This is a genomic window from Pantoea sp. B566 (assembly GCF_024793925.1).
GTDB classification, from domain to species: Bacteria; Pseudomonadota; Gammaproteobacteria; order Enterobacterales; family Enterobacteriaceae; genus Pantoea; species Pantoea ananatis.
The window spans coordinates 235,016-256,815 of the sequence record NZ_JANUQL010000002.1 but is presented as its reverse complement, the minus strand read 5'-3'; the positions used below and the strand labels follow the sequence as shown (position 1 = coordinate 256,815).

Sequence of the window (21,800 nt, the reverse complement as noted above, 5' to 3'; positions counted from 1 at the left end):
ATCTGTCCTGACAAAAACTTAAGATTACCCGGGAACGCAGTTCAGACTCTGGTCTGCGAGAAGCGCGCCCGGTTGCTCAGCATAATTCTGACTAAAGACACTGAAGATGTGCTTATGATGTATTGAGGATTTCTGTGCCCTGCACAGGCGCAGATTCCTTTTCTAAGATAAAACTATCTATTTTTTATACAGGAAGTATGAAGTGCGTCTTTGTAGAGAGGTTGTTGTTCATTGTATTCCAGCTGATAAAAACCAGAGCTCAAATCAACAGCATGTAATTCCAGGACCGGGGCCAGCGAAGGTGCATCTAAATTATACAATAAACTTTCATTAGGTTTATTGGCAAACTTTACCCATGCATCTCTCCATGAGCAAAGACGTTGATAATTATTTAAGGGTATTTCATGGCCTGAATCATAAAAAACATCTCTAACAACCCCTTGCTTTTCTGAATAGGTCCTGAAACAGTATGAAAGTAAATCCTTACCATTATTATATTTTTCGGGGGTGCATACAGATGGATTTTTTATTAATTCTTTTTGAAAGAAAACGAATCCTGTGCGAACCACAAGAGTGCTTATATCACTATGGAAAAATTTACCAACCGTGAATACTGCCAGAGCAATTACCACAGCATCCATCCATCGTAACAGTATTAAAAACCATATAAAACATGTCAATAACAAAAGCGACGCTATTTGAAACACAGTGAAACTGTAAGCGTTGAAGTTAGCATACCTGGTAAATTCAAAATACAACACTGACAAAAAATATAATACGGATAACAACACTGACTTTTTTGGAGCGAAAATGGCTTTTTTAAGTGTGAGTTTTATAATTCCTGTCTTTTCCATCCTGCACGCCCTTGATTGAGTTTGTCAATTCTAACCCGATTATATTCTAACGTATTAAAACAGTATATAACCCAACGCAATAAAAATAAGTCCAAGTATCAATTAATATTTTAAATGTTTCCCATGACTACAATCATTCCAAAGGTTGGGGATTGGCAGAATATATTTAACGGGAACCGGCTTCGCCAAGCTATCGGCGACATGTGGCCAGTTTATCCTGGCGGGCATAAGTTGGTCCCTTCATGCCGCTGAAGCATCATCTTCAAGAATATTTCACTGCGGTGGCTGCTAACCTCGTTTTCAGTTGATTAGCAGGTTCTGGACTCGTTAAGGTTTATAATTCGAGTGAAGTACAGTTTTGGTGATTTACTCCCTGTTGATTCATACAGAATACTGTTAGCTATGTCTGCTCCTCGCTCATAGCGGACCTTCAGTTCAGTCACCAAGTCCGCTCTGTGCCATTAACAGACATTTTGTAACTTTAGATATGCATCATCGGACATCTTACCTTCATCGTATAAGGCAGATTTTTTAATTCTGTGAGGTAATATGAGTCAGGCCGACAAGAAATTTTTAAGAAGAATGAGTGGCTATTTTTTTCGCACTGTTCCCATAGAAAAGTTAGCTTATGTCCTTGATCTCCCAAAACCAGAAAGTAGCGGGCGGTATCATCGCCCTGGACAGCCTATACTCTATATGAGTCCCGTAAAAGAGTGGTCAATAAGGGCTGTGTCCGGGTATATGCGGACTGACGGAATTCGACGCGTAGTTGTTCCACTCTATATCGACGAAGCATTTGTCTTGGATCAGAATGATGAACTGGCTTGTAGTGTGTTGGGGATTGATCCAGAGCTTTCAAAAAAGCCATGGATACCTGCATTACAGGTAAATGGTGAACCACCTTCATGGAAAAACTCTGATCTTGCTCGTGGTTACGGTGCTGATGGACTTATTGATTGCTCAAGATTAATACCGGGCGGCTGGCATCTTAATCTGTTTCGATGGAATGAACCTGGTGCTCCAACTGTACACATTTGCGGAGAACCCATGGAATTCAGACTATCTGTGGAAGGGAAAAAATGGGACCTTTGACAAAAGAATCAGCTGTATGAACCACCCCATTACATCATTATGAATGTTAACTCTCTAAGATATGAATAAGCTATCAAACCAAGGAATAAAGTCGCGTAAGTAATATTTGCAGCGATTCTAGTAATTATTAGACTTAAAAATTCTTCTCTTCGCCAACTTCTGCTCCTCGCTCATAGCGGACGTCCAGATCAGTCAGCCTGTCCGCTTTGTGCCATAAGAGGACACATCAATAGTCATTGTGCTAGTTTTGAGGCTGATACCGTTTGTTTATATAGGAGTAAACAAGTGAAGATCGACTGGCACAGTTCTTCTTTAACCCGCACCACTGTCGTTGATAAAAATTACAAAAATACACAAAATGTTCGTCGTTTCATGATTGATGAATGTAGCCCGGATTTTCGATTTGATCGTGCGTTTATGGTCTGTATAAGAAATGATGCCCCAAAAAATTTAGGGGATGTGGTGGATGAGTGGAATCGCAGACATTCACTGTAAATTAACCTGCTGCTTGCCCACTGCTGGCATTGCCGAGCATACATGTCCGTTCCGTTCCGTTCCGTGCCAGAAGTCGAAGTATATCTCACTTGCTGAAAACTATATGAGTTATGCGTGGATACAACCACCTTACAGTTTATCGGAACATCAGCCTGAATTATCATTCACTGGCAATATTTTTTGTTAAGCTCATTAAATGACTTCATCTGCAAGTGATACTCATAAACTAAGGATTTATCATCAATCGTGTATGCAATCGGACGTCGTGAGTACTTAACGTCTAATATCAAGTGTTGTGGCTCTGCAGAGATAAACCGAGCACCTATTTTTTGATTTATTTTTGTTCGGCCAGAAATGATTCCACACACATAATTCGCCCCCTCTAAGTGATGAGTGCTCATTTCGGAGAATGATATTGGCTTTGAAAAATCAATATCGCTATCGCAAAAACCCAACATCATTTTCTTATTATTTTCATTTGAAGGATCTTTTGCTAAAAAATCTTTGAATAAATCACAACTTGCCGATGAACTCGCTACTTTTTTAATAAAATTAATCACATATGGTTCAATTTGTTTGTGCTGAATATTTTCTTGACCATACGAAGCTGGAACTATAGTTAATAGAAACAACGCAGATAAAACCAAACTTCTCATGAGCCTTCCTCCGTGAATGGATGTCCATGTTACATCGGCAAAAAAACACCTAACTTTAATGACCTGTGATTTTCAACCACATTAGACGCTTAAATCACCTTGTGGTGCAATCAATAGCAATCCGTCCGTTCCTCAATCAACGCGGACATCATTAACCTCGTTTAACTTCTCCTGTCATAAGGGGGAAAAGTCTTTACAAAATAATTTGAACGCTTGGTGATTTCCAAACAATACTTTCGGGTATAAACTCGGCGGATATGATTAGCTGAAAATGGAGTAATCGATGTTTACCCTTGGCGCACACCTTTCCTCCAAACGTACCGGATATACTCATCATGGTATTTACATTGGGATTGGTAAAGTTATCCATTATTCAGGTCTGGCAAGTGGGTTAAGCAAAGGTAAAATCTGTGAGACTTCGCTTGAAGACTTCAATCAGAACCAGAGCGAAGTTGCCATTATCGAACATCTGGATGCTAAATGTGTTTACTCCAATGTAGATATTGTGAAAAGGGCTAAATCCAGACTAGGTGAGGATGGATATAATTTATTCAACAACAACTGTGAGCATTTTGCGACATGGTGTGTGACTGGCGTTAGTGAAAGCGCTCAGGTCAAAACAGTGAAGACTATGGCAGTATCTGTAGGGCAGGCGGGGGTCAATGCTTACAGCTATTATAAAATAACTCAAACAGCCCCCACGGTATTAAGAACTGCGGCGTCCATGACAAGCCGTCAGGTTGCTACGCGAGCTATAGCATCAGGGGCAATGACATCCGGTACTTCAGCATTGACCGGTATATCGTCTGTTGCTAGTGGTGCAGGGTTAACTACAGCAGCTTTCTCTGGTGGAGCGAGTACTATTGTTGGCTTAACTGGAGCTTCAGTAGCTACAGTAGCTGCGGCCCCCGTTGTGCTTGCCGCGGGAGGCGTAGCTTTAGTTGGGTATGGTGTATATAAAGTATGGTCGTGGCTTAGCGACTAATTCTCAAATAAGCATTTAAACGCCGTGGTCGTAGTGTCGATGAGTTCTCCGAGGTGATCGGAATCGACGTTGCGGATGCAACGCTGGAGGGCTATGTAAAATACGGTGATCTGCTCCCTGTCGGTTAACACACGGGAAGGTGAGTAGAGCTTTATCAATGGCGATGATAGTTGTGAACGTCTGCTCCTCGCTCAAATCGGACGCATAACTCTCTCACCCTCCTCTGAACCCCTCAGGTATTGCGTAATCCATTTCTGAAGCTTGCGTGAAGTCTCGTCTTTCTCTGAAGCGCTTTGTGGGAGGCTTTTTACGCCCCTTCTCAATGAACCGTGCCAGTTTTATTTCCCACTGGCTTTGGTAGTACGCCACGTTTTCTGCCATCCAGTAACGCACAAAATCAGCCAGCTGAAGCCTGTCAGGTGTATCTGAAATCTTTATGCCTATATGACTGGCGGTTTGAGTGAATGCTTGTGAAGGCTGCCACCCGTCAAACATAATGAACTTATGCTCTGGAGATTCTGCACTAGTGGGATATTGGCTGACCGCTGGAGGAATTTGCTGAAGTGCATCACGCTGCGTTACTACAGAAGCGTTACGTTGCACCAGTGCTGATGCGTTACGCTGCGTTACGGTAGCGTTATGCTCGGGCGTTACGCTTTGCGTAACGTAACGCGTTACGCCATTATACTGATCAACCTGTGGCTGCGTCGGCTGAAGCAGCACCTCCGCCTTAGCCCCCTGCTCTGCCATAAATCCTTGTGCCACGTGGCTTTGCAGTATATCAGACTCTGGGTTATCCACAGTACCACCGGAATTTTCACGCGCGGTATGTGTGTTGTATTGATTTTTATGTGTTGTTTTAGATCTTAAATAATCAAAACACGCGTCACGCGTTACGCTCGGAGTTACGTCACGCGTTACGCTTGGCGTTACGTCTGAAGCATAACGCGTTACGTTACGCGTTACGCTTGGTGTAACGCTTTTCTGAGCACGCTTCTTATCTCTGTAACGGCGCTGACGTTCAGCAGCGGCAGAGGGTTTTGAACTCTTAACCATTTCAAGCTCATCACTGGTTGTTAGAACAACACAGTGATTTTCAGCATCGTAAACGGCCCACCCTACCGCAGCCATTGCCTCACCAAACCCTTCAAACTCAGCTAGTACATCCAGATAGCTTAGGTCGGCATTAATGAACACGTCATTTGGGGCGTATTCTTTTGCTGCTCCCCAAATACTGAGCAAACCAGTGACTGTAATGCACCTGGTAACGTTTCGTGTCAGGAGTAACGATTTCTGCCCATCAAGGGAGACGTCCAATCGTTCACACCCATCTGGCTTGCGCTCAAGCCATGCGGCGATCTGATTGACTTTGGGATGTGTCTTCAGCAAGGCATTCATTTTTATACTTGTGCCGCACATACAGAACCTTCGCATTTATTACACATTGATTTATCTGTAAATTATGTGGACTGTGAAGTAAAGTTGTCGGGAGGAGTTGAACTTGGTTGGGTTGAAGAAGTTACAAATTGATCCATACTTGTACAAAAACCATAAGAACCGAGGATGTCTATCATCTTTCGGCAAGTATTAATTGTCATCTGACGCTTACCTGATTCCCAATGTGATATTGCTCCGGGAGAACAGTTAGCTAGATGAGCAAGCTCCTTTTGAGTCAATCCGATAGCTTTTCTATAAAGTTTTAAGTTGTTCATAAGTACCTCCACAGGGGATCTATACATTATGTATATATAAGATGCAACGATGCATACAAAAATATACGCCGAGGTTAAAACAACACGAAACTTGTAAGGCATTGATACTCATGAAATGGAACGAAGTCGCTAAAAGCCGAATGAAGGATCTCGGAATCACTCAGGAGAAACTGTCAGAACACTTAGGTATTACACCCGGTGCAGTAAGCCATTGGCTGAATGCTCGTCGCTCACCAGAACTTGAAGTCATAGCAAAAATTCTTCATCTGCTAAATGTTAATGAATTCAAAGTGGATAAAGATGGATCAATATTAACTTTGGATAGCTTTAAAAATTGTGAACATGAAAAAGCAATCCAGTGTTATCCGCTGTTTTCTAAAGAAATTATCCTAGGGAATGTTAATAACTTAGGTTCAAAAGAATCCGAGGTTATTGCTAATGAGTGGATCGAGTCAGCTGCTGTCGTTCTTGGCAAAGGGTTTTGGTATAGGGTCGAGGGTGATGCCATGCTGTCTCCTACCGGTTTTGGTGTGCCGTCAGGTTCTCTGGTTTTATTTGATATGGGTAGAACCCCACAAGACGAGGATCTGATACTTGTTACATCAGATAGCGCTAGTGACCTTAGCTTCAAAAAGATTCAATCGGATGGCCACAGGCGCTTACTAGTACCAATGAACCCAAGATGGCCAGTGGACTCAATGACTGATAAACATAGGATTTTAGCCGTAGGCGTAGAGTCAAAACTAAAATTGAAATAGGGCAGAATAAAACACTAAGTATACATAAGCAGCAACCAAAAAACAGAACATCACCTCTTCACCCCCACATTATCCTAATAAAATCAATGAAATTAAACTCGCCAATTAACGATACATTTTGTATTGAACATTAAAGGCGCAGTGGGTACTCTTTATCACAAGCTGAACGGCACAGCATAATGTCGGGCGGGAGGAGTGCAGAAGCGCGAGACCCCGAAGTGGCAAAACCCAACCTCCCTGCAACAAAAGAGATGGTACTCACCAGTATCATTTCCTTTGTTGACGGAGGATTGTATGAAGAAGCACATTATCGACTGCCCTCTGTGTGGCCGCAGTTTTGACCCGAGGGCACCCTATCCCCATATCCAAGAGTATCATGCGCTAGCAAGCGACGCTGAGTTAGCTCCGTTACGTGACGCCCGACGTCGCTGCTTCGGAAAGAGTAAGCCCATAAAGAAAAAATCCTACTTACTCACTTTCAAGTTATCCGTATCCCGTTGATTCCCCGAACCTTCATACTGCTTAGTGGACCATCACATTCCTGAGTTTCAGCATTTATTCAGAATTATGAAAACGGGATTCGCTATAAATATATCGTCAGGCCAAGCACGACAGCCTGATGAAAGGAAAGTAGTGATCCCCTGGCCATAATAATGATAACTCTTGTTCTTTCCCGCCCCCTCGTGCGGGATTTTTTTTGCCGTGAAGATGTTCACCTCTTAGGTCAACACCAGGGTTTTTTTTCACATCAGTAATCATTTCACGCTGCCCTTAGGGCAGGCCTACAGGAGGAGTAGCCATGCTGTATCGTGAAGCTGCAGTTCGTATCAGCCAGACAGTGATGACGTTATCCCGAGAACTCAGAGTGTCTGTTGCCCAGATGCATCAGTATCAGAAAGAGGGGAAAGTCACTGAAGAGCAGGCGGGTACGCACATGCACAAGGTGAATGTGATCCTGGAGATCCTTTATACCGAACTTTTGGACCCCATTATTATGGGCGGTTATCCAGATTTGTGCGCCGAATGCCAGCCTTATGAGGGGGAATATGACAATCCCCCGCATGAATCTGAGCAGCCGCAAATCTGATTGATATACACCCACACCTCGCCGTTTAGGTGATACCGCGATCCATGCGGCAGGTCAGTCAAACCAAACTCAACCCGCTTCGGCGGGTTTTTTAATGCCTGATAAAAAGGAACAACACATGCAAAAAAACACATCATCGAATGCTCTCTCCTCGAAAGAAATGCAGCACCTAGCACTGATGCATATGAAGTCTTATCTGAAAGCCTGTCAGTGCCAGTCCCGTGTTGACGTGCTTCGGGCACTGACTCAGTGGCAGAACGTGGGCGCAGACTTGGCGGATTTCATCCGCCACATCCGCATTATCATTATTCATTAACCCAGGTATGCCCTGTGTGGCGTGGAACCCCTTCAGGCCGCAGGGCATTCAACCCACTTGGAAACCCATTATGAAAAACCGTGAAGCAGCAGAATTCGTTACTGAAACTCTGCTGGCATTAACAGCACTCGTCACTACATCCGTTCAAAAAATCTATGACATGAATAAGGATGGCAAAGTGAGTTCAGAGGAAGCAGCGTTTTATCGTCAAAGCCTCATGGACCCACTGGATAAAATGCTCGGTGCAAACCTGAAAGGCATCTTTGAACAACATCCTGAGATGAGGCCTCAATGCACCTGTTGTGAATCTCAACAGGACGAAAAAATGGATGACTAAGATACAGGTCATCACGTCAATTATGACCGCCCCCAGGGCGGTTTTTACGTCGGCAGGCAACATTTTATGAGGCACAACTAGATGAGGGTTAGCTGATGCCCAAACCTCATGCTCCTGCACGAATAAGGTTGCGGGCTCAGCGAATCAAGCAACACTGGCGCGCCGGTCTGGTTCATGCGAGACGAACTTACCGGGGCAAATATCTCACCCTGCGTGTGACGCCTCAGTGGCGACTGTTATCAAAAGACAATGGTCAGCACTGGGAACTGCTCAGTCACGCGGACTATGACAAACAAATATAGGCAGCGTTTTGCCTGAAACGAGGAAACATCATGAAAAAAGAAGAGTTTCAACATCACCTTGCTGCTCATGAGCGCTGGCTGGACTCTGAGGGCAGAGAAGGAAAGAGACTGCATTTAACCAGTGCATGTTTAGCGGAGTATGACCTTGAAAAGGTGAGACTAGACAGCGCTATTTTCTACCATACGAATTTCCAGGGTGCCCGTCTGCATTTCACAAAACTGAGATACGCAACGCTTGAAAAATGCGATTTACGTAACGCCTCGCTTCATGGCGCGAAGCTTAACAATGCCTCACTCAACAATGCGATTGTCAGGTTTACCGATTTCAGTTTATCAGACCTTCGTGGAGCGAGCCTGCTGGGTGTAGACCTGCGTTACTGCCATTTTTTAGCAACCCGCATGCCTGAAAAAACCTGGCTGATTGTAGGTGAACGCTATGACATCCACATCATGAACGGTATCTATCTGAAGGCGGGATGTCAGCTACACACTATCGAAAACTGGCGCACAATGACCCGTGAGCAAGTTGAAGAAATGGATGGACAAAATGCGCTCAACTTTTACCCGCGGTTGCTGGATATTCTCGACTGCCATATGGGCATCGGTGCACGGCCAGAATGGGTGCAAAGTAGTCACTGAAGTCTACGGTTATTTGAATTAACGACAGAGGACTCAAAAAATTGAGAATTCAATATATTGCGACACCAAAACGCGGAACGCTCCTCATTAAAACCTGCATTCTGAAGGCTTTCGTTCATGACCGAGTGGTTCAGGCAGCTCTTAAAGTCGCACCTGACGCTGAGGTCACTCACACAGGCCTGTTTATTATTCGCACATTCATATCTGGAGACCCTGCACTCATCTATGCAGCTACCCGCGCGGCCCGCCGCGAGGAGGAAATCTGAACGCGGAACTGAGACCAGTTTCACCATAAATAATGATACTTCACCAAAACCCTAATCCGTAGCCCTCTCCACACCGCCGGACGTTTCGGCAACGAAGCCATTTAAACAGACCGTTCAAAGGAACATTTCCCATGATGCAACCAGACATCAGGGGCGATGCCGCTTTTGCTCGCCCCTTTCACGCTGTTCGTTCAATCGAATTCAGCCCTGAAAACATTCTCAGTAGCGCCAGCTTCCCTCCAGCGCCGCCAAAACCTCTGCTGCAGTTGCTGGCAGACAGGCTGATTGAAATTTTGCTTAAGGAGTACGAACCATGAGAGACCCCTGTGCATTACTTGAACTTCACAAGGACCACCTTGATGCCCAGGAACAGGAGGCTATCAGGAAGGAACAATGGATTGATGACGAAGCAGAACGTCTGCTGAGCTGCTTTCCTGATTATCTCTACCTTTTCCGCCACTGGAATCTGCATCCTGAAGCAAAGAAATGTTGTGCCCATCCGGAAGCGGACGAGGAGTACATCAGCTTCATCAGAAATCTGGCCTACCTGCAGGCAGCAAGGAATTACAACCTGCAGGTCGTGCTTGGCTGGGAGGACACGGTCTCATGAAAACGGGCATTTATCATGGCCTCAGCAATGAGGCCTACCATGCCGGACCCGGCGTCAGTAAATCGCAACTGGATGACATCGCCATTAACCCAGCAGTCTACCTGTGGCGTAAACATGCGCCTGTTGATGCTGAAAAAACGGCGGCGCTCGACATGGGGAGCGCCCTGCACTGCCTGCTGCTGGAGCCAGATGAATTCGCCAAACGTTTCGTTGTGGCCCCCTCGTTCAACCGGCGTACCACCCAGGGTAAAGCGGATGAGCAGGCATTCATAGAAGAAACCCGTGAGCACGGTCTGAGCGTTATGGACGCCGAGCAGGGCCGAAAACTGCAGCTGATGCGCGAGAGCGTAATGGCACACCATACCGCGCGTTTTTTACTTGAAGCAGACGGCCATTGTGAATCCTCTGTTTACTGGACTGACAGTGAAACAGAAGAGTTATGCCGCATCCGACCCGACAAAATGCTGATGAACCGGCCTCTTGTCATTGATGTAAAAAAGGTCTGTGACATGTCCCGCTTTGCTCGCCATATCGAGGAATTCAGGTATCACGTTCAGGCAGCCATGTATTCCGAAGGTTTTTTCAACACCTTTCACACGCATCCGCAGTTTGTCTTTATTGCGGTAAGCGAAGCCATTGACTGCGGACGCTACCCAGTCCGGGTTTTTGAAGTCCATGAAGATGATCTGAGCGCCGGATACAACCTTTTTCGTCGCGACCTCAACACATTCCATGATTGCCGTCTCAGTGGTCACTGGGGCGGCGTTGAAACTATCCGCCGCCCTGCATGGGCACGTTAAAAGGAAAAACCACGATGAACACCCAACTAATGAATACTGACGCTGAAAACGCAGGCACTGCAGCCACGATTTTCAGTCCGGATGCACTGGACAAGCTGATTCGCTTTGCTGACATCATGGCCAGCAGCAGAGTTTCCGTACCAGCACACCTTGCGGGCAAAACGGCTGACTGTCTTGCCGTCGCCATGCAGGCCGCACAGTGGCGCATGAACCCCTTCGCCGTCGCTCAGAAAACCTTCCTGGTCAATGGTGTACTCGGCTACGAAGCACAACTTGTGAACGCCGTTATCACAACTATGGCGCCCACCCGTGACCGCCCACATTATGAGTGGTTTGGTCCCTGGGAAAAGGTCTTAGGCAAATTCGTCGAGAAAACGTCTGGTAAAGGACATAAGTACACCGTTCCCGACTGGAGACTTGAAGATGAAGCCGGCTGCGGCGTCCGCGTGTGGGCGACAATGAAGAATGAGCAGGAACCTCGCGTTCTGGAACTGCTGTTATCACAAGCACAGGTGAGAAATTCAACGCTGTGGGCGAGCGATCCGAAACAGCAGCTCGCGTATCTGGCCATTAAAAGGTGGGCCCGGTTGCATTGCCCGGATGTCATCCTCGGTGTTTATACGACCGATGAACTGGAAGGTACGGTTAAGACCGAACGTGATATCACGCCATCCACACAGGATGGTGATCTGAACGATTACATTAATCATTCGATGAAAATCGATGACGCAGAAATCGGTAATAATGCAGAGAAGGTAGAGGTGCTTTTGCCCGACAACCCAAAAGCAGAGACCCCTGCCCCCGCTTTGCCACCTGAACCTCCTGCGAGGTCACCCATTAAGCCATCAGATAATACGCAGCCGGTTCCGCTTCAATGCGGAGCTGAGGTTATGAGTGAGGCGGATACTGGTAAACAAAAACGCTCCCCAGAGGAGTTGCTGACGGATTTTTGTGAAGCCGCCATGAACAGCAAGTCAGTCAGAGTACTCGACCGATGTTATGCGTATGCGGTAAAAGTTTTGCAACCAACGCCAGCTCTGCTGGAAAAAGCCACAGATGCCTTTCTTGTCAGAAAGGCTGAAATCGAGGACGAAGCCTTAAACACAGAAACGCACTAGCTGCTTTTAGCAGGAGTCATCAATGAATCCCGATAATCACCCCTTAATCGAATTACGTAACGTTCGATATTACACGGTAGCCGAGGCCGCTGCATTTGCCGAAAGCCGCGGCCAATATGAACATGCCGAGAAACTCTGGTCACAGGCAACAAAGCTCGCAAGAAACATTATTAATGTCGAATGGGCAGAGCACCGTAACCATTATTGTTTAAGCGTCATACGTAATGGTTGGTCTTATAATTATTTTCCTGCCAAGGCCTGAACTCAGGAATTTAAAAAACATGGTCTACAAACCACACAAATTCATTTTTATGACTTCACTGAGCATAACCTCAGTGATAATTTACGAACTCAACGCGCAGGGGTAATAAGCAATAAAATAAGAACAACCAAACTCGGCACTCTCAGATTTTTTACACCTGAAGGAGAAAGTGGTGAAAAATAAAATCTTAGAATATATTGATAACTTCCTTTTCCATTCCTCATCAGACCCCTCTGAGCAGTTGGTCTATCTTATTGCAAAGCTCTCACTTACCGCTTATCCGGTGGCCTGGGTCATCCTGCCATCAGGAGGTAAAGGAGAGGGTTTATTTTTCTCCCATTCAGAGGCAGTTGAGTCGCTTAATAAACGTGCGCGAAAAGATGAATATATTGCTCCTTTATTCGCGACTTTGAAGTTTGATTTTTGCGAAAAAACCGGTGAGTTTTTCGACTCACCTATTCAAAACAGCCCTGATAAATAACATTAACAAACAAGGAGAATAACCTGAAAAACCCTTAACTTCTAACTAGTCAAAATATTTTATTCACGTATGCAACAGATAAAGCCCACTAGGAAATTAATTTAAACTTAGCAATTAAGGCAAAAAAAAGAAATGAACATCAGAACAGTTTCGTCGGTTCTAATTTTATCATTATCTATAATCACATCTGCACATGCTAATTTGTTTTTCTGGCATCATAAAAAAAATAAAGACAGGGAAGATATCAACCGAAATACTGCAAATATCAAGATTAACCAGCAGAGCATCGGTACCAATGCTGCAGGCATCGAGGCCAACCAGCAGAACATCGGTACTAATGCTGCAGGCATCAAGGCCAACCAGCAGAACATCGGTACCAATGCCGCAGGCATCAAGGCCAACCGGCAGAGCATCGGTACCAATGCTGCAGGCATCGAGGCCAACCAGCAGAACATCGGTACTAATGCTGCAGGTATCGAAGCCAATAGAAAAGAGATAGGGGCCAATATCGTCAGATCAAAAGTTAACAAGAACGAAATCAACCACAATCGTTCAGCTATTGCGGCCAACCATGAAAGTACTCTTCATAATCATGAGCTCATTACTGATAATACCCATGCTATCCAAACGGTTACCGGCCAGTTAAGTACATTCAAATTCGAAGCTGAAAGCCGATTCAGCAGCATTGAAGATGATATTAGAAAAAACGACAAAAGAGCGATGGCCGGAATAAGTGCAGCAATGGCAATGAACGCGATCCCGTTTGTGGAGGGAAAAAACGTCAGCATGGGGTTAAGTGGCGGCTCATACGGTGGGCAATCGGCGCTTGCCTGGGGGGCGATATTCAAACTGGGTGACAACGTCCGAAGCGGAACCTATCTGAGTTATGACACCAGTAAAAACCTTGGCGTGGCGGCCGGTCTTTCTGTTGGGTGGTGAGTGATTGCCTGACACCCCCGTTCAATCAATGTTCATTTTCCAAGCTTACTTAGCGAATGCCTGAACTTTTTTGTCAAGCATCCTTACCCTAACGTTTTTTTCATTTCAGCCCTCAATAAAAGGAGGCGAGTTATGCATAACCGCGAAGCAGCTAAGCACATAACAGACACTTTACTGGCGGTGACCACAACGCTTAAAGAGTCAGTTAAGTTTATTGAAGAACTGAAATTTAAGGGTAAGGTCAGTTCCAAAGAGGCCAGTCAATATCACCAATCCGTAGCCGATGCCCTGACCAAATTGCACAACGTGAAGCTCAATAACCTCTTTGGGCTTCACCCGGACCTGAAACATGAGTGTCCATGCTGTGGAAACGCGAGTGAGAAAGAAAAACACTGATCTGAGCAAGTAGCACAGCGACAGAACCTGACCGCCCGCTGGGCGGTTTTTTTATGCCGTAATTCCGGAGGCAGAACATGACGAAGCTACTCAATTTGCAGGAATGGGCGAGCACAACATATTCCATGCCACCCTCCCTCTCAACCCTGCGGCGCTGGGCACGGGAAGGCCGTATCTATCCCTGCCCTGAGCTGCACGGCAAAGAATATAAGCTCCACCCTGACTCTGTTTATATCAATCCCCGGAAACTGACAAGGAACCTGACCAGTCACCCAAACAGTTCTGACTCAGGTAATTCGCTGCTGGAGAAAATCATCAATGGCGAAAAGGCCTCAAACCTACGATCCTAACCTTCCCCGTAATCTGACTTACAGGCACAAACGCAAAACCTATCACTGGCGCAATCCTCAGACGGGAAAGGAATTCTCTCTGGGCAGTATCCCCCGGAGAGAAGCCATCGCTCAGGCGTTAGAGGCGAACAACTATATTGAGCAAAATTACACGCCCTCCGCCCTGCTGGCGAAATTACAAACGAATGCGGTAATGACGGTAGGTACCTGGCTTTCAAGATATGAGCTTATTCTGGCCAGACGTCATATTAAGCCCGCCACAATGCGTCTTCGCCGTTATCAGCTCAAAGTTATCGCAAAACATCTTGGTGACTTCTGCCTGTCTGCGGTTACAACCCGCCACATCGCGGAATTTATTGAAGGTTACATTGCTGACGACAAGAGGACCATGGCCGTCATTCTGCGTAGCCTGCTCAATGATATTTTCCGCGAGGCTATTGTGGCTGGTCTGATAGAAAGAAACCCTGTTGAGCCCACGCGTGCCAGACAGCCAGCGGTAAAGAGAAGCCGGTTAACGATGGAACAGTTTAATTTGCTCACCGAATGCGTTCGTGAATCAGAACCCTGGTTATACAGGACGATGTTATTAGCGCTGGTAACGGCTCAGCGACGTGAAGACATCAGCCGCATGAAGTTCAGCGATGTCAGCAACGACCGCCTGTTTGTTATTCAAAGCAAAAAAGGAAGCAAACTCGCCATACCGGTTGATCTGGAAATGAAGGAAATCGGTATGACCCTCAATGAGGTCATTGGATTATGCCGTGAAAACAATCCTTCTGAGTACTTCATTTACTCCCCCACCCGACGGAACGGACGCAAGCCTGGCCCGGTTTCGCCCGGTAATATCACCCAGGCATTTGCCCGCGCACGTCGGCGTTGCGGTCTGAGTGAAGAAACCAATCCTCCCACCTTCCATGAAATTCGCAGCTTATCCGGAAGGCTTTACGAAGCCCGGTTTGGGGAAGAGTTTACGCAGCGATTACTGGGCCATAAAAACCTGTCGATGACCAAAAAATATCTCGATCCACGGTCGAATGAATTTGTTCTGGTATAAACAATGTATGGAAAATTCGGACAAATTTCGGACATTTTCGGACGGCCTAAAATTTTCCCTTGCAACTCATGGCGTTATCGTTATGCTATATATAAAACGTATACATTACATATAGGCTTCACATGGGCATTGTAAAAATATCCGATCTGATGCATGAAAACTTACGCATCGCCAGCCAGGCGATGAGCCGCTCAATAAATGCGCAGGCTGAGCACTGGTTAAAACTGGGCATGCTGGCCGAGCTGTATCCCCAGCTGACACAACACGAGCTTGCTCAAACATTAATCCGCATCGAAATGAACGGCGGTGCCGATATTCGCCAGGTACTACATCATGCCGATTTAACCCCACAAGGAGAAGTGTAATGGGGAACGTTAAGATCCATTCTGCAGAAGAGATTGAAAAAGCCCGTGCTGCCGGGCACGCTGCCGCCCAGGTGCTGGCGATGATCACCCCTCATGTACGCCCGGGGATCACGACAGAGCAACTGGACGATATCTGTCATGATTTTATTGTCAATGAACTCAACGTTACGCCCGCCAATATCGGTTATCACGGTTACACCCGTACCACCTGTACTTCCGTTAACCATGTTGTTTGCCACGGGATCCCGGCGGCCAAAACATTAAAAGAAGGTGATATTGTGAATATCGATGTCGCCATTATTAAAGATGGCTGGTATGGCGATACCAGCCGAATGTATTTTGTGGGGACGCCATCCGTGCGTGCAAAACGGCTGGTGGATATTACCTATCAGTCCATGGTTGCAGGCATTAAAACGGTTCGCCCGGGCGCGACACTGGGCGATATTGGCGCCGCTATTCAGCGCCTTGCTGAGAGCGCGGGTTTTTCCGTGGTCAGGGAATATTGCGGTCATGGCGTCGGCGAGATTTATCATACCGAACCTCAAATTCTTCACTACGGCACGCCGGGCGAAGGAATGCCTTTACAGGCAGGGATGATTTTTACCATCGAACCCATGATCAATGCTGGAAAAGCAGGGACCAGTGTGCTTTCTGATGGCTGGACGGTGGTTACAAAAGATCGCTCGCTGTCTGCCCAGTGGGAGCATACCGTCGCCGTCACCGAGACGGGCTTTGACCTGCTCACGCCCTGGCCTGAAGGCACTGGCGACTATCCGGCTATCTGATACTTATGCCGCCTCAGAGGAGGCGGCATTGATGACGGTCGGGTGATGCACTACGGATGGACGTTACCGAACCCCGCGATGCGTTGTTCCGCTGGGGATCAGGCCCGCCATAATTTCAGGCCATTCCGCCCTGATCGTTTCACTTCATATAACGCTTTATCAGCGCGCCGCAGCCACTCATGTATTGAGTCGGCTTTATCAGCACTGGCAATGCCAATACTGACTGAACACCTGAACGTTACAGAAGCAGGCAGGCGTAATTGCCCAATGTTTCTTTGAAGCGATTCGGCCAGGCTGATGATGTCAACGTCATTCGAATCACGAATGATAACGCCAAGTTCATCTCCGCCAAACCGTGCCGGAATGTCTTTCATACCTACGCTGTCACGTAACAGGCCGGAAATTTCAGCCAGCAAAAAATCCCCGGCTTCGTGACCGAACGTATCGTTAACGTTTTTAAAATGGTCGACATCTATCAGTATCAGATACGCTCTGGTGTCACCCCGCAAGGTGCGCAAAAGCTCGCTTTCAAGCCGGCGTTCGAACAAACGACGATTAGGGATTTCCAGACCGGGATCCATCAGCGCAATTCTCTCCAGCTCACGGTTCTTCTGACGCAGGCTCAACGTCAAATTGTGTGATACAACGCTGAGTGCCAACATATAGAATGTGGCCAGTGGAAGGGTAAGCCATGCTGTGCGCGTACTAAACTCCATCAAAACCGGCGCGCCTTCAATCGTCCATACCAGAATAAAGGCAAACAGAAATGCCTGCGCAGCAGAGAGCAGCTGAGGCCAGCCTCCTGCGGCGTAACGGTCGGCCATCAAAACCGCGATGATGACAAAGGACGGCATAGGACTCACGGCCATCAGCGCAATACAGATACCGCCAAATGCGGCATCCAGCGTTAAATTTGAACGCTCCCGCGCGGTGGAGTCCCGTGATTTTACGGCAAGGCGGTATGCCAGATAAGGCCAGATAAGAACGTTGCTAATCAGTAATACCAATATCGCTGGTTCTTTCCCCAGTTCCAGGAGAACGGATGCAATCGGCAAAAAACATAAAAGCGTGCCAAGCTGGCGCATGGCAAACATGCGACGGACAAATCGCGTGGATCGCATTTTAAGATGATGATCATCAGGTGAGTAATAGGTCATTCGCACGCGTAATTGACAATATATTTAGCGCAGTTTATCCACAAAAAACGCCCTGCGCTTTAATTTTTAAGACTTTTACCCTTTATTTGTTATTGCCGTTAAGATGACTTATGCCGATGATTTGGCCGGGTCCACATGGCCCAACGATCCATGTTATATCGTCAGGCCTTAGCGCGACTGGGCGTTACTTTATCTTCTGCGGCCTTTAGCCACTGAGGCGGACCAGTTGAAATCGCCGACTTCACTGGCCGTTAGCGAAGAGGGTTTCTTTTTCCTGAGCGGTTTTTTACTTTCTTTTTCTGCTTTTAACTTTTCATTAAGAAGTTTATCGGCCATGACCTGCTGACGAGCTTCGCTGTTTAACTCTTTCTCTTTTTTTGCATCAGGTTCTTTGCCGGTGCGTTGACGGTGCTTCTGCATCAGGTTTTGAAGAACTTCATTAACGGCGAGTCGCTCTTCATCACTGAACTGATCGATGGAAATCATTTTCTTGTCATTCATAATCGCTTTCCTCGTGGTGAGTTCATAAGCAGTGTACATCATGCCGTGCTCGCAAAGCGCATTACCTGCGAGTTAAGTGGCTCAGTCTGACAAGGTTAATCACGTTAAGCAGGTATCATTTCCCTTCAGGCAGACTAAAATAAGCGGAAATTTCAACGAGAATCGACGTCATGAAAATTCCCCTGCACAACGACCACAAACCTTTTATCACTGCCCTGCTGGATGAAACGGTAGAGGCGATTGAAATGCACTCACCTCAGGCTGAACATATCGAACGCGCCTTTACCGTCGCCCTCCAGCAACAGAACCGCGAAGCAGAGGCGGACTGGAAGCGCACGATAACCTTTTTGGCGCTATTCGTTTTTCTGTATGCCGCACTGGGCGCCTCATTAACGCTGGACCTGAGCCCGGCTGGCGCAAGCCACAAAAGCATTGAGTATGCTCTGGAGGCTGTTCCGGTACTGATTGCCTTTTCAGGCTTTTTTATCTCCGTACTGTATCTGTTTATTGTTCGCGCCGGTTCACGGCAACGCCGTAACTGGCAAAAAACGATTTTGATGCTGGAAAAATACACCCTCGGGAACCTGTTTAAACTGACGCACCAACAAGGTGCCGGCACCAGCAACTATTCACTCTCATCGATTATGCTTGCCCTTTCCCTGTTCATTTGCCTGACCTGGTTGATTATCTATAACTATCTGACCTTCACCACCAGCGGCGTATTCGGTAGCGTGATTTCGTTATTTATTAGCACGATGGTTTACGTCATTCTGGATATTCAACTCCTCAAGCCCTGGCTGTCCGTTGCTGAAGCGGAGCCGTCAGGCGCTGAGGATGAGAAGAAAGCGGATAAATAATGCCTGCCCGCCCGGCCTGGACCGGGCTTTCCGTGATTTTCTTGCCCAGACAAAGACGACGTCGATCTAACCGAACGGTGTTAAGAAAATCATTTAAAGTATGTTGTAACTATTACCATTAACCTGTCTTTGCATGCGGTTTCTTTGCGCGGTACTGACATCCCCTGCCAGCACCTTATACAGTCCGAAAAGATCAAAAGCAGGCAAAATAAGTGACAGCGTCACGTTAAGTTTGTTTTTTGGAGGGTTTCCGCTTCCGCGCTCATGATTGAAAAGCCGCCATTGCGGCGTTAATCAAAAGGGAATTCGCGCGCCAGCACTCTGGCAATGACGTTTAGCGCCCCTTCATCCTGATTGCTTTCCGTTTTAAACCGCGCAACGGCTGAAACCGACTCAACAGCATTGGCCATTGCAAAACTGAAACAGGCCTGGCGCAACATTTCGATATCGTTTGCACTGTCGCCGATGGCCACCACCTCACAATCGCTGATGCCCCATTTTTGTTGCAGCAAAGCAATACCATGTGCCTTGTGACAGCCTGGAATAATCAGATCAATAAAGCCATAGCCGCTCGATACGGGGTGCATAATATGATCGATTTCACCGAGCTGGTTATGCAGACGATCCATCAGACTGTCTATGCCTTCGTTGGCCAGGTTAAGCGAAAACTTAAAAATGGTGTCATCGATATCATAAAGATTATCGCGCTTTTCAAGTCGGTAATAATGATTGTTAAGCATCTGAATAATGCTGTCTGGCATTGAAGAATGGACATAAGCGCCCTTGCGTCCACAAACGACAGTGCTGATATCCGGCTCTTTTGCCAGGATATCCAACACGCGGTGCACGCTTTCCTTTGCCAGCTCACCACAAAAAATTTCATCATCGCCTTCTGATACCCACGCACCATTTTCGGCAACAAACGCAATGTCGTTTTTGATGTCAGGAAAGTAGCGCTGTAGCTGATAATATTGATTGCCACTGGCGACAACAAAGTGAATACCTTTTTGCTTTAGCAGGGCGTACTGGCGTGAAAAGCGCTGGACGTTGTACTGCTTGTTTTCGTCCAGAAACGTCCCATCCATATCCACTGCAATCATCCTTACTGCCATTGTCATCCCCCTTTTCCCGGCCTGAACAGGCTCACTCTTTTTTAAGCTTACTCGTTGAAGGGGATAATGAGAATTCCAGTCATCAAAAATCCTTCTGTTCGCTCACATTGTGCGCCAGTTCCGGTTTTCACCAACAGCAATCTGTTAAACATAGTGCTGACTTTCGAATGAAATGAAATAAATCTTCATATGTAAAATGAAAACACTGTTAAGGGCGCAGTCATGAATGTAAAGCTTCAGCACACAGCGTTACCCACGGATATTTCAGCCACCATCCGCCAGTTTAAACAGCAGATCCGTCAGCAGATTGGCGATGTTGAAGGCTTATTCAGGCAGGTTTGCCAGAGAACCGAGCAGGCGATAAGCGACGCAAAAGCGGAAGAGCGGCTAAACGGTAGCGCCTGGCCGGTTATTTCACCCGAGGAGATCACACAAGGGCTGACGCCTGAAACCCGAGAAAGCATTAAGCGCCGTGGCTGTGTAGTGGTTAAGCAGCATTTCCCTCGGGAACAGGCGCTGGCATGGGATACCTCCATGCTGCGTTACCTGGACGAAAATCAGTTTGATGCACAGTACCGCGGCCCGGGCGATAATTTCTTCGGCAGCCTGGAAGCATCCCGCCCTGAAATCTATCCCATTTACTGGTCTCACGCACAAATGGAGGCGCGTCAGAGTCCTGAAATGGCCCAGGTGCAGTCATGTTTAAATCGCCTGTGGACGTTTGAATCCGGGGGCCAGCAATGGTTCGATCCGGACGTGAATCTTATCTATCCGGATCGCATTCGTCGGCGACCGCCAGGAACGACCTCGAAAGGGTTGGGCGCACACACTGACTCCGGCGCGCTGGAACGCTGGCTGTTGCCCGCTTACCAACGCGTTTTTCGATCGATTTTCGACGGCAATCTTGAGCATTACGACCCATGGCATGCCGCACATCGCAGCGAAGTGGATGAGTTTGATGTTCCGGATACCACAAAATGCTCGGCTTTCCGGACGTTTCAGGGCTGGACGGCGCTGTCCGATATGATGCCGGGTCAGGGCTTACTGCACGTGGTTCCTGTACCGGAGGCCATTGCATATGTGCTGCTGCGCCCATTGTTATCGGATGTCGCTGACGATGAATTATGCGGTGTTAAACCGGGGCGCGTACTCCCGATTAGTGAAAAATGGCACCCGCATTTGGTAAAAGGATTATGCTCCGTACCGGCGATCACCGCAGGCGATTCGGTATGGTGGCACTGTGACCTGATTCATGCGGTCGCACCGGTTGAAAATCAACAGGGATGGGGAAACGTTATGTATATTCCCGCGGCGCCAATGTGTGATAAAAACCGCGCTTATGCGCATCAGGTGGCGAGTGCACTTGAGCAGGGTCATTCCCCTGCTGATTTTCCGCCTGAACATTACGAGGCCGGCTGGAAGAACCGGTTTACCCTCGCCGATCTCAATTCGGTGGGTAAACGTGGACTGGGTTTAGCCTGAAACCAGTGAGACTCAACGTCAGAGCAGAGAAC

Annotated in this window: 29 protein-coding genes; 22 read left to right on the top strand and 7 right to left on the bottom strand. The window is 47.0% G+C overall.

Going from position 1 to position 21,800, the window contains the following annotated elements; genetic code table 11:
* Positions 1–173 precede the first annotated feature (173 nt).
* The gene (locus tag NYE92_RS01215) at positions 174–632 is read right to left on the bottom strand and encodes a hypothetical protein (protein WP_231858595.1); all 459 of its coding nucleotides are present in this window, start codon (positions 630–632) and stop codon (positions 174–176) included.
* Between the two features lie 771 nt (positions 633–1,403).
* Between NYE92_RS01215 and NYE92_RS01210 the strand changes: the two genes are divergently transcribed.
* Together NYE92_RS01210 and NYE92_RS01205 are read left to right on the top strand one after the other, a co-directional pair.
* The gene (locus NYE92_RS01210; RefSeq protein ID WP_072006679.1) at positions 1,404–1,946 is read left to right on the top strand and encodes an RES family NAD+ phosphorylase; all 543 of its coding nucleotides are present in this window, start codon (positions 1,404–1,406) and stop codon (positions 1,944–1,946) included.
* 285 nt (positions 1,947–2,231) lie between these two features.
* The gene (locus NYE92_RS01205; RefSeq protein ID WP_072006680.1) at positions 2,232–2,441 is read left to right on the top strand and encodes a DUF6434 domain-containing protein; all 210 of its coding nucleotides are present in this window, start codon (positions 2,232–2,234) and stop codon (positions 2,439–2,441) included.
* Between the two features lie 164 nt (positions 2,442–2,605).
* Here NYE92_RS01205 and NYE92_RS01200 read toward each other — a convergent pair whose 3' ends face one another.
* On the bottom strand, positions 2,606–3,097 hold the full coding sequence (locus NYE92_RS01200) for a hypothetical protein (protein WP_259018407.1): 492 nt from the start codon (positions 3,095–3,097) through the stop codon (positions 2,606–2,608).
* A gap of 283 nt (positions 3,098–3,380) precedes the next feature.
* On the opposite strand from NYE92_RS01200, the gene NYE92_RS01195 reads away from it, so the two are divergent.
* Positions 3,381–4,082: a lecithin retinol acyltransferase family protein gene (locus NYE92_RS01195; protein WP_259018406.1), complete on the top strand. Its 702-nt coding sequence runs from the start codon at positions 3,381–3,383 to the stop codon at positions 4,080–4,082.
* A gap of 213 nt (positions 4,083–4,295) precedes the next feature.
* Here NYE92_RS01195 and NYE92_RS01190 read toward each other — a convergent pair whose 3' ends face one another.
* On the bottom strand, positions 4,296–5,480 hold the full coding sequence (locus NYE92_RS01190) for a DnaT-like ssDNA-binding domain-containing protein (protein WP_259018404.1): 1,185 nt from the start codon (positions 5,478–5,480) through the stop codon (positions 4,296–4,298).
* A gap of 62 nt (positions 5,481–5,542) precedes the next feature.
* Positions 5,543–5,794 carry a helix-turn-helix transcriptional regulator gene (locus NYE92_RS01185; RefSeq protein WP_033774741.1) on the bottom strand — a complete coding sequence of 84 codons (252 nt, stop codon included), beginning with the start codon at positions 5,792–5,794 and terminating at the stop codon, positions 5,543–5,545.
* 110 nt (positions 5,795–5,904) lie between these two features.
* Between NYE92_RS01185 and NYE92_RS01180 the strand changes: the two genes are divergently transcribed.
* The 17 genes from NYE92_RS01180 (at position 5,905) to map (ending at position 16,659) form a co-directional block, all read left to right on the top strand.
* On the top strand, positions 5,905–6,552 hold the full coding sequence (locus NYE92_RS01180) for a LexA family transcriptional regulator (RefSeq protein WP_033774744.1): 648 nt from the start codon (positions 5,905–5,907) through the stop codon (positions 6,550–6,552).
* A 799-nt stretch (positions 6,553–7,351) separates the two neighbouring features.
* Entirely contained in the window at positions 7,352–7,639 is a 288-nt protein-coding gene (locus tag NYE92_RS01175; RefSeq protein ID WP_072006682.1) for a hypothetical protein, read from the top strand.
* Between the two features lie 118 nt (positions 7,640–7,757).
* Positions 7,758–7,955, top strand: a complete 198-nt coding sequence (locus NYE92_RS01170) for a hypothetical protein (RefSeq protein WP_029569621.1) — start codon at positions 7,758–7,760, stop codon at positions 7,953–7,955.
* Between the two features lie 70 nt (positions 7,956–8,025).
* Positions 8,026–8,292: a hypothetical protein gene (locus NYE92_RS01165; RefSeq protein WP_033774746.1), complete on the top strand. Its 267-nt coding sequence runs from the start codon at positions 8,026–8,028 to the stop codon at positions 8,290–8,292.
* Between the two features lie 332 nt (positions 8,293–8,624).
* The gene (locus tag NYE92_RS01160) at positions 8,625–9,233 is read left to right on the top strand and encodes a pentapeptide repeat-containing protein (protein ID WP_052651563.1); all 609 of its coding nucleotides are present in this window, start codon (positions 8,625–8,627) and stop codon (positions 9,231–9,233) included.
* Between the two features lie 397 nt (positions 9,234–9,630).
* A complete protein-coding gene (locus NYE92_RS01155) occupies positions 9,631–9,816 on the top strand; it encodes a hypothetical protein (RefSeq protein WP_029569624.1) in 186 nt (61 codons plus the stop codon).
* Positions 9,813–10,109, top strand: coding sequence for a host nuclease inhibitor GamL (gene gamL, locus NYE92_RS01150; protein ID WP_259018401.1), 297 nt, complete (start codon positions 9,813–9,815; stop codon positions 10,107–10,109). Before NYE92_RS01155 ends, gamL begins: the two co-directional genes overlap by 4 nt.
* On the top strand, positions 10,106–10,909 hold the full coding sequence (locus tag NYE92_RS01145) for a PD-(D/E)XK nuclease-like domain-containing protein (RefSeq protein WP_029569626.1): 804 nt from the start codon (positions 10,106–10,108) through the stop codon (positions 10,907–10,909). Before gamL ends, NYE92_RS01145 begins: the two co-directional genes overlap by 4 nt.
* A gap of 14 nt (positions 10,910–10,923) precedes the next feature.
* Entirely contained in the window at positions 10,924–12,027 is a 1,104-nt protein-coding gene (locus NYE92_RS01140) for a RecT family recombinase (protein ID WP_259018399.1), read from the top strand.
* A gap of 22 nt (positions 12,028–12,049) precedes the next feature.
* Complete coding sequence (locus tag NYE92_RS01135) at positions 12,050–12,289, top strand: ANR family transcriptional regulator (RefSeq protein WP_033774748.1); 240 nt, start codon at positions 12,050–12,052, stop codon at positions 12,287–12,289.
* Between the two features lie 172 nt (positions 12,290–12,461).
* Complete coding sequence (locus NYE92_RS01130; RefSeq protein WP_052651565.1) at positions 12,462–12,770, top strand: hypothetical protein; 309 nt, start codon at positions 12,462–12,464, stop codon at positions 12,768–12,770.
* Between the two features lie 132 nt (positions 12,771–12,902).
* Positions 12,903–13,709 (top strand): YadA C-terminal domain-containing protein, encoded by an 807-nt coding sequence (locus NYE92_RS01125; protein WP_259018398.1) that lies wholly within the window; start codon positions 12,903–12,905, stop codon positions 13,707–13,709.
* A gap of 132 nt (positions 13,710–13,841) precedes the next feature.
* A complete protein-coding gene (locus NYE92_RS01120; protein WP_029569630.1) occupies positions 13,842–14,105 on the top strand; it encodes a hypothetical protein in 264 nt (87 codons plus the stop codon).
* Between the two features lie 77 nt (positions 14,106–14,182).
* The gene (locus tag NYE92_RS01115) at positions 14,183–14,455 is read left to right on the top strand and encodes an excisionase (protein ID WP_072006685.1); all 273 of its coding nucleotides are present in this window, start codon (positions 14,183–14,185) and stop codon (positions 14,453–14,455) included.
* Positions 14,424–15,509 (top strand): site-specific integrase, encoded by a 1,086-nt coding sequence (locus NYE92_RS01110; RefSeq protein ID WP_259018396.1) that lies wholly within the window; start codon positions 14,424–14,426, stop codon positions 15,507–15,509. Before NYE92_RS01115 ends, NYE92_RS01110 begins: the two co-directional genes overlap by 32 nt.
* Positions 15,510–15,631: 122 nt before the next feature.
* A complete protein-coding gene (locus NYE92_RS01105; protein WP_013028065.1) occupies positions 15,632–15,874 on the top strand; it encodes a ParD-like family protein in 243 nt (80 codons plus the stop codon).
* Positions 15,874–16,659, top strand: a complete 786-nt coding sequence (gene map, locus NYE92_RS01100; RefSeq protein ID WP_013028064.1) for a type I methionyl aminopeptidase — start codon at positions 15,874–15,876, stop codon at positions 16,657–16,659. Before NYE92_RS01105 ends, map begins: the two co-directional genes overlap by 1 nt.
* 98 nt (positions 16,660–16,757) lie before the next feature.
* Here the strand turns inward: map and NYE92_RS01095 are convergent, their stop codons facing one another.
* Both NYE92_RS01095 and NYE92_RS01090 read right to left on the bottom strand, forming a co-directional pair.
* The gene (locus NYE92_RS01095; protein ID WP_259018395.1) at positions 16,758–17,816 is read right to left on the bottom strand and encodes a diguanylate cyclase; all 1,059 of its coding nucleotides are present in this window, start codon (positions 17,814–17,816) and stop codon (positions 16,758–16,760) included.
* A 189-nt stretch (positions 17,817–18,005) separates the two neighbouring features.
* Positions 18,006–18,317, bottom strand: a complete 312-nt coding sequence (locus tag NYE92_RS01090; RefSeq protein ID WP_014333049.1) for a hypothetical protein — start codon at positions 18,315–18,317, stop codon at positions 18,006–18,008.
* A 170-nt stretch (positions 18,318–18,487) separates the two neighbouring features.
* Between NYE92_RS01090 and NYE92_RS01085 the strand changes: the two genes are divergently transcribed.
* The gene (locus NYE92_RS01085) at positions 18,488–19,174 is read left to right on the top strand and encodes a hypothetical protein (protein WP_014598185.1); all 687 of its coding nucleotides are present in this window, start codon (positions 18,488–18,490) and stop codon (positions 19,172–19,174) included.
* A 290-nt stretch (positions 19,175–19,464) separates the two neighbouring features.
* Here the strand turns inward: NYE92_RS01085 and NYE92_RS01080 are convergent, their stop codons facing one another.
* Entirely contained in the window at positions 19,465–20,286 is an 822-nt protein-coding gene (locus NYE92_RS01080) for a Cof-type HAD-IIB family hydrolase (RefSeq protein WP_041457923.1), read from the bottom strand.
* 222 nt (positions 20,287–20,508) lie between these two features.
* Here NYE92_RS01080 and NYE92_RS01075 point away from each other — a divergent pair, with 222 nt between their 5' ends.
* Complete coding sequence (locus NYE92_RS01075) at positions 20,509–21,768, top strand: DUF1479 domain-containing protein (protein ID WP_259018394.1); 1,260 nt, start codon at positions 20,509–20,511, stop codon at positions 21,766–21,768.
* The last annotated feature ends 32 nt before the right edge of the window (positions 21,769–21,800 follow it).